The organism is Sporosarcina sp. BP05, from assembly GCF_014282005.1.
Lineage (GTDB): Bacteria > Bacillota > Bacilli > Bacillales_A > Planococcaceae > Sporosarcina.
Map to the genome: position 1 here is coordinate 47,298 of NZ_JACFTD010000002.1, position 13,142 is coordinate 60,439.

Genomic DNA, 13,142 nt, shown 5'->3' on the forward strand with positions numbered 1-13,142 from the left:
AACATGAAAGAATATCAAACAGTTCTATATGAAGTTACAAACAATGTTGCTATTATTGCTTTAAATCGTCCCAACAAATTAAACGCCGTAACGGAGCAAATGACGATAGATGTATGGGATGCATTAGATCAAGCGGAAAAGGATTCGAATGTAAAGGTGGTTATCCTGACGGGAGCAGGTGGGAATTTCTCTGCGGGCGCGGATCTTAAAGAATCTATGGACTTACCTTCTCCCATTGGCGATGAGCCATCAGAGGTTTATCGTGCTCAATTAGAGACCTTTTTACGGGTAGGATTAAAATTATGGGATCTGAAAAAGCCTGTTATAGCAGCAGTAGATGGCTATGCCTACGGGGTATCAGCTGACTGGGTGTTCTCTGCCGATCTTGCGATTGCTTCTGATAAAGCTATTATTGGAGAACCAGAGATTCGTTTTGGTGCAGCTCCGGCCACATTAATGATGCCATGGATTGTGGGTATGAGAAAAGCAAAAGAACTGCTTTATACCGGTGATTCCGTTGATGCGGAAGAAGGCCATCGTCTAGGGATTTACAATCGGGTAGTTCCCCAAGAACAGTTGATGAAAGAAGCCATGAAGATGGCGGAGAAAATGGTTAAGATACCGCCGTCCGCACTAAAAATTACGAAAATGACAATTAATAAGACGTATGAAATGATGAATTTGAAACAATCACTTGACTATAACGTTGAAACGGCTATTTCTATGTTCTTTTTAAGCCAGGAGCAGGAATTTGCAGAGGCAGGTCGAATTATTCGTGAGGAAGGTTTGAGCGCCTTTTTAAAGGGAGCACAGAAAGTCTAGGAGTGGGAACGATAATAGATAGTATACAAGTATATTCGAGTATATAAGATAACAACTTAGCCAGATGTAGTAAGGAAAGCCACTATGAGAATGACTTCATAGCGGCTTTTTGTTGCTGTTAAACTATCTATCTTGAGTTTTTGAAAAACGAAGTGAATGCACATATTTTCATCATAAAAACCACATAGATGGAGCCAGAATAAATTCGGGCTCCATCTATGTGGTGGCAATTAAGAGCTATTGCAAAAACTCATTAATAAACAATCATTCATTTTTTGTTGGAATATTATCAGACAATTATTTCGTAAGAAGAATTACACGTCATAATTTCAGTACTGTTCTACCTTTCATTTTTCCATCTAAAATTAGTGGTAATGTAGTTGGTAACTCATCTAGTGTCACTTCGGTTGTAATTATATCCAAATTGTCGAGTTTCATATCGTTTGCCATTCGTTCCCATAGCGCACTTCGGGTTGACATTGGGCAGAATACGGAATCTATTCCAAGCAAATTTACACCTCTTAATATGAAAGGGAAAACAGTTGTTGGAACTTTGACTCCACCTGTTAAGCCGCTGACAGCAACAGATCCACCATATTTCATTGTACTTAATATATAAGAAAGAGTATTACCGCCAACAGGGTCAATTGCCGCAGCCCAAAGTTGTTTATCAATAGGTCTGATTTTTTCAGGTTGTAACTCTTGGCGTGAAATAATTTCATTGGCTCCAATTTCATATAAAAAGTCGTGTTCAGATTCTTTTCCGGTACTGGCAACAACTTGATAACCAAGTTTCGCCAGCAAGGAGACTGCAGAACTGCCTACACCGCCAGTGGCCCCGGATACAAGAACTGGCCCCTTATCAGGCGTCACACCATTTTCCTCTAGTCGCTGAATGGATAGTGCTGCAGTAAAACCAGCTGTTCCATAAGACATGGCTTCTTTCATAGACAAGCCTTTTGGTAAGGGAACGATCCAGTCAGCGGAAATTCGAGCATATTCGCTAAATCCGCCATAATGGGAAACACCAATTTCATAACTAGTTGCTATTACTTCATCGCCTTCTCTATAGCGAGAATCTTGGGAGGAAACTACTGTTCCTACCAGATCAATACCTGGTACGTGAGGATATGAAGTCACAATATTCCCTTTTGGTGTTGCCGCAAGCCCGTCTTTATAGTTAATGCTGGAATATGCAACTTTAATCAAAACATTTCCTTCTGGTAAGTCGTTTACTGTCAAATTTGTGACATTTACTGTGAAGGTATCTTCATCTTTGTTTACTACTAATGCTCGAAAGTCTAGATTGTTCATAGGTTTTCCCTCCAATTTAAATTCTATTTACAATAAAGTTGACCGGACAGACTTTTTTGATTGAAAATTTTTTCTGATTTTTAAGCATTACATGTACCTAGAAAATAAGGAACAATGTTTCCGAGTTTACTAGGAAACATTGTTTGAATTTTCATTAAATTTGCATTTTTAAAGTATAGTCACTATTATACAGTAGATATGTGACCGGTCAATCTTTTTTTGCGAATTGTTGAGTTTCATAAATCAGGATTTTTTATTATTTAAATAGGTGATAATCGTTTCATAGCAATTGTCACGGTAATAACTGTGCAAGGTTTCGTCGTCTCTCATCAACCATTGAAGTAGACAGCCATCAATTAAAGCTCGAATCATATGACTTCCACTTTCAATCTCTACATTGGTAAAGATGCCCTCTGATTTACCTTTTTGTATAATTTCACTTCCTATGAACCAACAATTTTTATAGAACGTATTATTTACTTCACGGAAACGTTCATTTTGGTTCACTTGGGCAAGGAATTCAAGATAGACTCTGTAAAATATCCGGTTATCTTCAGGATTCTTGAATGCTGCGTTAACATATGCTCGCATTTTATCAATTGCATTGCTTTCCTTTTGTATAGCGGCATACTCACTTTGGAAAATTCGATCTGTCATCCATTCAAGTAAGTGGTAAAAAACATCTTCTTTGTTTTTAAAATAATAACTAATAACGCCTTTGCTAACGTCAGCATAGTCAGCAATATCTTGAAGAGTAACAGCGCTAAAACCTTTATCACAAATCGCTTGGAGTGTTGCGCGTAATACTTGTTTTCTTCGTTCTTCCGCTCGATTGTTCATTAATCCTCACCTACCTTTGTTATACCCTTAATGTACTATTAAATAACTTGTACTTGACTACAACTAGGGAAGGGTATCCCAGTAAATTGTTATAGGAAAGTCTATTATCAACATAACCTGATTCTTAAGGACAACTATCCTTCTTTTAAATCATATCACTAAAATGTAATGATTAACAAGGCTTGTGTGAATGCGAAAAACAGAGGCAATACTTCGAGTTTATAATATAACTAATAACACTGAAAAGTTTTATTCTGTCCGGTCAAATTTTTATTGACGTTACAAGTTAAACGTATTACACTAATAATGCATAGATATCTTTTAATTATGATAATTAAAAATACGTTATCCGTTGAGGATTTTAAAAGGGGGCGAGAGATCAGTTTTATGGATCAAAGTACTTGTGAAGTAAATAATTGCTAGTCAAATGAACTACGTAAAATCATTACATTGAAATGGAGTGAACAAATTAATGGAAATCGTGAAAACTATAGAATTTACAAATATTGATTTGAAGGTGGAAAATGGTGTAGGGTATGTATCCATTAATTGCCCGCCAGCAAATACATTAAGTACTAAAACAATTAGCGGATTGTCCGCGTGTATGGATTACATCGAAACAAATCAAAGTATTAAGGCGGTTGTTATAACGGGTGAGGGGAAAATGTTTGTTGCTGGCGCAGATATAAAGGAATTCATCGATGCTTTTCATGATAAGGAAAAAGGGAAGTCGCTATCTGTTGATGCGCAAGCCGTGTTTAATAAAATTGAGCAGTTAACAAAGCCTGTCATTGCAGCTATTAATGGTGCTTGTCTAGGTGGAGGGTTAGAACTTGCAATGAGTTGTCATCTCCGAATTGCTGCAAATGAAGCGAAATTAGGACAGCCGGAGTTGAACTTGGGTCTGATACCTGGATTTGGGGGAACACAAAGGCTTCCGCGCTTAACAAATAAGGCAAAAGCGCTTGAAATAATACTGACTGGTCAATTCATTAGTGGGGAAGAAGCAGTGGGAATTGGCCTTGTCAATAAGTCCGTACCACTTGCAGAGTTAATGGATGAAGCGAAGAAACTTGCCGAGTCCATTGTCCTAAATAAAAGTTCGCAATCCATAAAAGCAACGATTACTGCTGTGAATAATGGTATGGCAACAACACTCGACAAAGGATTGGAAATTGAAGCAGAGCAGTGGGCGCAGTTATTTACAACAGAGGATATGGTAGAAGGCGTCAATGCTTTTATTGAAAAACGTAAACCGCTATTTAAAGGTTAAGTCTTCAACGGATAAGTACACAATCAAATAGTTAAAAGGGGTGGGAATAATGAATGGTATTTATGAGTTGCTCATGCCTGGTACAGTCCTTTATGGGAGTGGATCTGCAAAAGAAGTAGGGAAACAAGCGATGAAGTTAGGTAAGAAAGCATTAATTATCAGTGACCCCATCATGAATAAATTAGGCTATGTTGAAGAGTGTCAGCAACATCTAAAAGAAAGTGGATTAGCATGTGTAACCTATTTAAATGTAGATTCAGAACCAACTAATATTCATGTGAGTGAAGCAATGGCTATTTGTTCGGAAGAATTGTGTGATCATATTATTGCGATTGGTGGAGGGAGTTGTATTGATACCGCGAAAGCTGTGTCGGTCCTTATAACGAATGGTGGCACGATGACAGATTACTTTGGGACAGGAAAAAAAATTACGGAAAAACCGCTACCAGTCATTGCGATTCCAACGACTTCAGGGACTGGATCAGAAGTAACTAAGGTGACAGTTATTACAGATGTTGTAACAAATATTAAAATGATGCTGGCGGATGCGAGCCTATTACCGGCAGTTGCGATTGTCGATCCCAACCTGACTGCGTCGTGTCCGAAAAGTGTGACTGCTGCGACTGGTGTGGATGCATTATGCCATGCAGTTGAGGCCTATATATCAAGAAAAGCGCATCCTGTGACCGATGCATTGGCATTAACGGCAATCGAACATATTATGGGAAGTATTCGAACAGCTTATGAAGATGGTGGGAATATTGACGCACGCGCACAAATGGCAATAGGTTCAATGCTTGCTGGCGCAGCGTTCTCTAATTCATCCGTGACGCTTGTTCATGGTATGTCACGCCCGATTGGAGCCTTATTCCACACGCCACATGGAATTTCTAATGCCATGCTTCTTCCGGCGGTCCTAGAATTCACAATGGAGGCTTCAATCGAAAGACTTGCACAGATTGGAAGGAAAATTATAGCGAATGCAGGCAACTATTCTGATGAAGAATTAGCGATATGTGTAATAAATGAATTGAAGCAACTTTGTTTTGACCTTAACATTCCGAACATGAAAAAGTACGGAATCGACGAGGAACTATTTACTCAATCTCTATCAAAGATGGCTGCTGATGCAATTGAAAGTGGTAGCCCGGCTAACACTCCGAAAATACCTACGATGGAAGAGATAAAAGCATTGTACGAACGATGTTACGATTATGATTTTAGTGCCAAAATGCAGTTAGTTTAATAGCCTAACCTAGGAGGGATTTAATAATGGTAGTAAAAACGAGTGTCGAAAAAGTGAAGAACTTTATTAACGGTAAATGGGTGGAAGCGGAAACTGATCGATACGAAGAAGTGCCCAATCCTGCGACTGGAGAAATTATTGCAACCGTACCTATTTCATCACAAAAAGATGTAGATCAAGCGGTGGCTATCGCAAAAGAGACATTTAAAACCTGGAGCACAACGCCAGTACCGAGAAGGTCACGTATTTTGTTTAAATATCAACAACTTTTAGTTGAAAACTGGGACGAACTAGCAAAAATTATTACGATTGAAAACGGGAAAAGCTACGCCGAAGCATATGGGGAAGTGCTACGTGGGATTGAATGTGTAGAGTTTGCTGCCGGGGCACCAACATTGATGATGGGTGAGCAATTACCCGACATCGCTACGGGAGTGGAGTCAGGTATGTATCGCTACCCATTAGGGGTTGTTGGCGGGATCACACCATTTAACTTTCCAATGATGGTTCCTTGTTGGATGTTCCCTCTTGCTATTGCATTAGGCAATACATTTATATTAAAACCTTCTGAACGTACACCGCTTCTAGCTAATCGTTTGGCTGAGTTATTTAAAGAAGCTGGTCTTCCGGACGGAGTATTGAATATTGTGCATGGTGCACATGATGTAGTAAATGGATTAATGGAGAGTAAGGAAGTTAAAGCGATTTCATTCGTCGGATCACAACCGGTTGCGGAATATGTTTATAGAACTTCTGCTGCGAATAATAAGCGCGTGCAAGCATTAGCGGGTGCAAAGAATCATTCTATTGTTATGCCAGATGCCGATCTTGATAACGCTGTCACTAATATTATTGGAGCAGCATTCGGTTCAGCTGGGGAGCGTTGTATGGCATGTTCTGTAGTTGTAGCAGTTGGTAATGTTGCTGATGAATTAGTTGATAGACTTGTAAAAGCCTCAAATGAAATAAAAATTGGAAATGGACTAGATGAAGATGTCTTTTTAGGTCCAGTCATTCGTGATTCACACAAGGAACGAACAGAAAGCTTCATCCGTATAGGCGAAGAAGAAGGGGCCACCCTCATTCGTGATGGACGCAAAGATAGCGTGAAAGAAGACGGCTATTTCGTTGGACCGACTATTTTCGATCACGTTAATTCAGACATGAAGATATGGAAAGAAGAAATCTTTGCTCCTGTGTTATCAATCGTTCGGGTGAGCAGTTTAGATGAGGCAATTGCACTTTCAAACGAATCAGAATTTGCAAACGGTGCATGCCTGTATACAGATAGTGCTAAGGCCGTGAGACAATTTAGAGAAGAAATGGATGCGGGCATGCTAGGAGTGAACCTAGGTGTACCAGCACCAATGGCTTTCTTCCCATTCTCGGGACATAAAAACTCGTTTTACGGTGATCTTCATGCTAACGGAAAAGATGGTGTCAATTTCTATACAAGAAGAAAAATGCTGACGGCAAGATATTAGAATGGTACACCAAAAAAGGTCTGTGTAGACTTTTTTGGTGTTTAATTCAATCTTACAGATTTCACTCAAATGATTAAAGGGGTGTAGCAAGTGGTTGTTATAGCAGAGGTGAAGAATGGGATTGGTTGGATAAAATTAAATCGACCCAAAGTGTTGAACTCTATCAATCTTGAAGTGGTTGAAATAATAACCAATGTTTTGGAGAAGTGGAGAAATGATGACGGTGTGATTTTTATTTGTTTATACGGTGAAGGTGAAAAAGGTTTTTGTGCAGGGGGGGATATGCGAAAGTTTTACGATTTAAGAAATGAGGACATTGTATCTTATGCCGAGAAATTTTTCTCCGCGGAGTATCAATTGGATGCATTAATTCATCAGTATTCAAAACCAGTTGTGGCTTATTTGAACGGTATAGTTATGGGGGGGGGAGTTGGTCTTTCTATCGGAGCAACACACCGAATCGTGACTGAAAAGACAAAATGGGCAATGCCTGAAATGAACATTGGATTTTTCCCGGATGTTGGGGCAAGCTATTTTCTAAATCAACTACCTGGACATACGGGACGTTATCTTGCGTTAACTGCACAAGTGATTAAAGCGAATGACACAATTTATGTGGGCGCAGCTGATTACTATATGGAAAGTAGCAACTGGCAAACTATTCAAATGAAATTGCTAGAAAAGAATTGGTCATATGATTCAATCCAGCAGGAACTAGATGAATTTATCCAATCAAATTGCACAACCTTGCAAAGTATTTCACAGTTATCAATTGTGCAAGAAGATATAGATCGTCATTTTAAATATGGAACAATAGAGGAAATCGTAAAATCCCTTCAAAACGAGGCGTCTGAAGGAAATGAGTGGGCAGCACAAGCGGTAAACACGCTTCTCTCAAAATCGCCAACTTCCCTAAAAGTAACATTACAACAATTAATAAATGGAAAAGGTCTGTCTCTTAATGAATGCCTCCAAATGGAAAAGAAGATGGCTATACATTTCATGGAAACAGCTGACTTTTACGAAGGGATCCGCGCAGTGCTAGTAGACAAAGATCATTCTCCTAAATGGTTTCCTGAAACGTTGGAAACCGTGACTGATACGGATATAGAACGGTATTTTTCTTTAGTTAACACGTAAAGTATTAATAACCATCATTATAAAGGATTAACATAATTCTACTACTGTTCTAAAAAAGGTTCTCAAAAGTCAAGAACAATTGAGAACCTTATTTTCTTGTCACTCGTTTCCAAAATACTGTTCTACTACTTTTGAAAATATCCCGCGAAACATCTCATCCACATGCCGTTCTTCGACGTTTCGCAGGCGGGGCTAGATGGTTTTGATAAGCGAAGGATAATGTAGGTATTTTATTAGCCTGATGCCCCTCTGATTTTCCGTATAAAAATAACGAATTGACAATGTTACCTTCATTAAGCTATATACTTGGCACAAAAAAGTTAGGGTCAGATGAATCGAGCAACCACTATCTTCCCTGTATAATAGATGGTAACATTTATGAAAAGGGAGGCATTAGATATGAGCGTGCAAGTAGGCGTGCTACATAGCAAAAAAGACCAAGCCATCCAAGAATTAAAAGAAGTAATGAAAACAAATATGGATTTACGTATGCACGAACGTTATCATACACCTTCCGCATGTGAAATTTAACAGTACCGCTATTTAAACAAGGTTTTGCCCCCCAACTTGTAGAAGTATTCTTTAACAATGAATCTTTGGGAGGAAATCGCCACCCTAAATTTGTACCAATGCCTCCAAAGAATATTAACTAAATGGGACATACTACTGGTAACTGATATGAAGGATGAGATGTAGTTGAAAAAAATAGTCGTTTGGTTCAGAAAAGATTTACGTTTGCATGACAACCCGGCGTTGTGGGAAGCGGCCCAGCAAGGAATTATTATTCCTGTTTTTATCTGGCCAGAAAAAGAAGAGCGCGAAAACGCAACGAGTGAAGCGGGGAAATGGTGGCTTCATCATTCATTGATTGCCTTGGAAAAAAAGCTTGAATCGATTGGCTTGTCACTTACTATAAGACGGGGCAACAGTTTGGAAGAGCTTTCTTCAATTTGTAAACAAACGAAAGCAAATGCAGTCTTTTTTTGCGAGAGATATGAGCCTTCGATAATTAGAAGGGATGGTACGATTATTAAAAACCTACTTTCTAATGGGACGGAAGTTCGTTCATTTCCCTCAAATCTGCTTTTCACACCTAGTGACTTATTGAATCAAAAAAATGAACCTTATAAAGTATTTACGGCGTTCTGGAAAAGAACGATGCGTGAATCGGTCAATCGTCCACTTCCAATACCAGTTGATATTGTACCTTACGACCAAGTTCTTTCGTCTTTACGAGTAGAAGAACTTGGTTTGTTGTCAGCGAATCGTTGGGATGAAAAGTTCCATACGTACTGGGAGCCGGGTGAAAAGGGTGCCATTACTATATGGGAACAATTTACCGGCGAAGGTCTCAGCCGATACGCTAAGGACCGTGATATCCCTTCTGCAAATTCGGTTTCATTTTTGTCGCCTCATTTAGCATGGGGAGATATTAGTGTTAGATCAGTTTGGCATTCAGCTAAGGGAATGATTGAAGTAGAATCGGAAGAATATATGCATTCATCCATCGATGCCTTTTTGAGGCAACTAATATGGCGTGAGTTCGCTTATTACCAGCTTAATCATTTCCCTACAATGTTACATGCACCTATACGTGAAAAATTTTCAGTATTTCCGTGGCAAGGGTCCAATGAAGAATTTGCAAAGTGGAAAAAAGGTTTGACGGGTTATCCGCTTGTCGATGCAGGAATGCGAGAATTATGGGAGACGGGTGTAATCCATAATCGGGTTCGCATGGTCGTAGCTTCATTTTTAGTCAAACACTTGCTCATTTCTTGGGTCGAAGGATCCAAGTGGTTCAGTGAAACACTTGTTGATTTTGATGCGGCTAGCAATGCAATGGGCTGGCAATGGGTGGCTGGCTCAGGAATTGATGCAGCGCCGTACTTCCGAATATTTAATCCGATTCTACAAAGTCAAAAGTTCGATCCGGATGGCCTATACATCCGGAAATGGGTTCCAGAACTTGCAGAATTCCCTTCCAAGTATATTCATCAGCCCTGGAAAGCACCCACAAATTTACTACATGAATCCGGCATCGTACTTGGGAAGACGTATCCGTTCCCTATCATTGATCATTCTTTTGCCAGAATCCGTGCGTTAGAAGCATATGCACAAGTCAAAAATAAATCCTGAAAATGCACCGGTTTCTTGTAGCTATCCAAATATAAAAAAATAACACCATGCAAATCTGAGTGGTGTTATTTTTAATGTCAATTCTATTCTATTGGTAAGTGATACATCAAGATCTGTGTAGGCAGTGCTGGTAGAAAAGGGTTTGTAAGTTCATTAATAGTTAGTCCAGTTGAATTGCAAGTCAATCCAACTTAAACAAAATCCAGTTTTATATGCTGATAATTCCTTATACCCTATATCTTATAGCTAATCCTTTTAAGAAATTCCTAGCATATCTATCCAGGCACTCTTTATAATTCTTGTGTCCTTCTTTTCTTAGTACAGCACCTAATTCACCTTTTGTTATAGTGATTCCAGCTTCTTCTAATATTTCAAGCATATCGTCACTTGTCAATTCCAGTGCTATTTTTACTTTTTTTAGAAGGATATTATTAACACTTTCATAATTCTTTATAGCCAGTGCCGGTTTTTCTGCTTGTCCCGGTTTTGAATCTTGTTGCCCTCTTTTAAAAATAATAAAGCCATTTAAAAATGAATCTAACATACTATTACTGCATTTTAAAGCCCCTTCATTTTCAGCTTCATTATGGTAATTGTCATCTGATTTTATGAGCAACATTGACACTTCTTCTTGCGTTACTTCAACGCCGCCAAGTTTAAATATCTCTACCATAATCGTGTCTTTTATATCTAGAGCATATCTTAATCTAATTAATATATCATTATTATTCATCTAAAAAAACCTCCTGTAAAATTTCCGCATTTACACAACAGCTTTATCATTTTTAACGAAGAAAAAGGCAATTGAATTTAACTTAATAATAGCACATAAAAGCAGTTTAACCTTTTTTTTGTTATATCAGACTTTGAAAAAAGACGAATTCCTGTCTTCATTAATGATGTAGGATAAGGCGAGTGTAAAATCGTGCCTTTCCTCATCAATGAAATCCCTATATAATATAGTAGAAACTTCAATGCTGGTACCGGTTGCGGACAGCGTTAAATTAGTGGTAATTATTCTTAGTGAAGGAAAAGGTGTATACATATGAGTTTATTGACTGTAGCAAATTTGAGCCATGGCTTCGGGGATCGCGCGATTTTCGAAGACGTCTCTTTTCGTTTATTGCAAGGAGAGCATATCGGGTTAATCGGTGCCAATGGCGAAGGAAAGTCAACGTTCATGAACATCATTACCCGCAAGCTAGAACCAGACGCAGGTACGGTAAGTTGGGCGAAGCGGGTGCGGGTCGGGTATTTGGATCAACATGTTGCGTTGAAACAAGGGATGAGCATTCGCGATGTGCTGCGGACCGCTTTTCAATATCTTTATGACCAGGAGACGGAAATGAACGCGCTCTTTGCCAAGATGGCTGAGGTCGATGCAGATGAACTGGAGGCCCTTCTAGAGGAGACGGGTCAGATGCAGGAAGAACTGACGAACAATGATTTTTATATCGTCGATTCCAAAGTCGATGAAGTAGCGAATGGACTGGGATTGAATGAATTTGGTCTGGATCGGGACGTTCATGATTTGAGCGGGGGGCAGCGGACAAAGGTGTTGCTTGGTAAGTTATTATTGGAAAAACCAGACATTCTCCTTCTTGATGAGCCGACGAACTATTTGGATGTTGAGCATATTGACTGGCTTCGCAATTATTTACAGAATTACGCGAATGCGTTTATTTTGATTTCCCATGATATACCGTTCTTGAATAGCGTTATTCAGCTTATCTACCACATGGAAAATCAGCAGATCAGTCGATATTCTGGGGATTATGATGAATTTTTGCGCGTTCATGAGATGAAGAAGCAACAGGTGGAAGCCGCCTATAAGAAGCAACAGAAGGAAATTTCAAACCTTAAGGACTTCGTAGCACGTAACAAAGCGAACGCCGCGACTAGTAAAATGGCCATGTCTAGGCAGAAGAAGCTAGATAAGATGGATGTTATCGAATTAGATGCCGAAAAACCGAAGCCGCAATTCTCCTTTAAACAGGCACGGACTCCGGGGAAATATTTGTTCGAAACAAAGGAACTCGTGATTGGCTATGAGGAACCGTTGTCGAAGGCCTTGGATCTGACGATGGAACGCGGGCAGAAAATTGCTTTGTCGGGTGCAAATGGTATTGGGAAAACGACTCTTTTAAAAAGTATTCTCGGAGAAATCCCTGCACTTGCCGGTTCTGTTAACCGTGGTGACCATTTGGAAATCGGGTACTTTGAACAGGAAGCGAAGTCGGAAAACAACAATACTTGCCTCGAAGAAGTATGGGAAGCTTTTCCGCATTTTACCCAATACGAAGTACGTGCTGCCCTTGCACGATGTGGATTAACAACCAAACATATTGAAAGCAAGGTGAAAGTGTTAAGTGGTGGAGAAAAGGCAAAAGTACGTCTTTGTAAATTAATCAACAGCGAAACGAATTTGCTCGTCCTTGATGAACCGACAAATCACCTTGATAGAGACGCGAAAGAAGAATTGAAACGTGCCTTAAAAGAATATAAAGGTAGCGTACTACTTATTTCGCATGAACCTGATTTTTATGAAGGACTTGTAACTGATGTTTGGAACGGGGAAAATTGGACGACTAAGATGTTTTGATTGGCTTGAACTTAGGCACGTGAAATTAATTCGAAACAGAAAATGAACTAAACAAAAACCTCTTACAATTTGCGAATTGTAAGAGGTTTTTGTTTAGTTGTTTTTGATAACCTCTTCACTTGCACCGATAAAATAGTACAAGTCGCAAACTAACATCAATCTACGTAAACGGATTGACTCCATTGCATACCTTTCTCTTGCCGAAAATCACCTCTTTTCCCGAAAAGCTAAAAAAGTATAGTAAATGTTAAAATAGTGCTATTGTTAGCGCTTTCATATTGAATT

Annotated in this window: 11 protein-coding genes; 8 read left to right on the forward strand and 3 right to left on the reverse strand. The window is 39.2% G+C overall.

Going from position 1 to position 13,142, the window contains the following annotated elements; all coding sequences use genetic code 11:
• The first annotated feature begins 3 nt into the window (after positions 1 to 3).
• The gene (locus tag H2672_RS02095; RefSeq protein ID WP_186668438.1) at positions 4 to 822 is read left to right on the forward strand and encodes an enoyl-CoA hydratase/isomerase family protein; all 819 of its coding nucleotides are present in this window, start codon (positions 4 to 6) and stop codon (positions 820 to 822) included.
• Between the two features lie 321 nt (positions 823 to 1,143).
• Here the strand turns inward: H2672_RS02095 and H2672_RS02100 are convergent, their stop codons facing one another.
• A complete protein-coding gene (locus H2672_RS02100; protein WP_186668440.1) occupies positions 1,144 to 2,136 on the reverse strand; it encodes an NADPH:quinone oxidoreductase family protein in 993 nt (330 codons plus the stop codon).
• Between the two features lie 243 nt (positions 2,137 to 2,379).
• Positions 2,380 to 2,976 carry a TetR/AcrR family transcriptional regulator gene (locus H2672_RS02105; protein ID WP_186668442.1) on the reverse strand — a complete coding sequence of 199 codons (597 nt, stop codon included), beginning with the start codon at positions 2,974 to 2,976 and terminating at the stop codon, positions 2,380 to 2,382.
• 472 nt (positions 2,977 to 3,448) lie between these two features.
• Between H2672_RS02105 and H2672_RS02110 the strand changes: the two genes are divergently transcribed.
• The 6 genes from H2672_RS02110 to H2672_RS02130 all read left to right on the forward strand — a co-directional run bounded on the left by H2672_RS02110 (position 3,449) and on the right by H2672_RS02130 (position 10,255).
• Complete coding sequence (locus tag H2672_RS02110; protein ID WP_186668444.1) at positions 3,449 to 4,249, forward strand: enoyl-CoA hydratase; 801 nt, start codon at positions 3,449 to 3,451, stop codon at positions 4,247 to 4,249.
• Between the two features lie 49 nt (positions 4,250 to 4,298).
• Positions 4,299 to 5,495 carry an iron-containing alcohol dehydrogenase gene (locus H2672_RS02115; protein ID WP_186668446.1) on the forward strand — a complete coding sequence of 399 codons (1,197 nt, stop codon included), beginning with the start codon at positions 4,299 to 4,301 and terminating at the stop codon, positions 5,493 to 5,495.
• Positions 5,496 to 5,521: 26 nt separating this feature from the next.
• Positions 5,522 to 6,979 (forward strand): CoA-acylating methylmalonate-semialdehyde dehydrogenase, encoded by a 1,458-nt coding sequence (locus H2672_RS02120; RefSeq protein ID WP_186668447.1) that lies wholly within the window; start codon positions 5,522 to 5,524, stop codon positions 6,977 to 6,979.
• Between the two features lie 90 nt (positions 6,980 to 7,069).
• Positions 7,070 to 8,119 carry an enoyl-CoA hydratase/isomerase family protein gene (locus H2672_RS02125; protein ID WP_186668449.1) on the forward strand — a complete coding sequence of 350 codons (1,050 nt, stop codon included), beginning with the start codon at positions 7,070 to 7,072 and terminating at the stop codon, positions 8,117 to 8,119.
• 399 nt (positions 8,120 to 8,518) lie between these two features.
• On the forward strand, positions 8,519 to 8,650 hold the full coding sequence (locus H2672_RS19485; RefSeq protein WP_255485257.1) for a hypothetical protein: 132 nt from the start codon (positions 8,519 to 8,521) through the stop codon (positions 8,648 to 8,650).
• 165 nt (positions 8,651 to 8,815) lie between these two features.
• The gene (locus H2672_RS02130; RefSeq protein WP_186668451.1) at positions 8,816 to 10,255 is read left to right on the forward strand and encodes a cryptochrome/photolyase family protein; all 1,440 of its coding nucleotides are present in this window, start codon (positions 8,816 to 8,818) and stop codon (positions 10,253 to 10,255) included.
• Between the two features lie 226 nt (positions 10,256 to 10,481).
• On the opposite strand, the gene H2672_RS02135 is transcribed toward H2672_RS02130, so the two are convergent.
• Positions 10,482 to 10,988 carry a YehS family protein gene (locus H2672_RS02135; RefSeq protein WP_186668453.1) on the reverse strand — a complete coding sequence of 169 codons (507 nt, stop codon included), beginning with the start codon at positions 10,986 to 10,988 and terminating at the stop codon, positions 10,482 to 10,484.
• Positions 10,989 to 11,300: 312 nt separating this feature from the next.
• On the opposite strand from H2672_RS02135, the gene H2672_RS02140 reads away from it, so the two are divergent.
• Positions 11,301 to 12,857, forward strand: coding sequence for an ABC-F family ATP-binding cassette domain-containing protein (locus tag H2672_RS02140; RefSeq protein WP_186668455.1), 1,557 nt, complete (start codon positions 11,301 to 11,303; stop codon positions 12,855 to 12,857).
• The last annotated feature ends 285 nt before the right edge of the window (positions 12,858 to 13,142 follow it).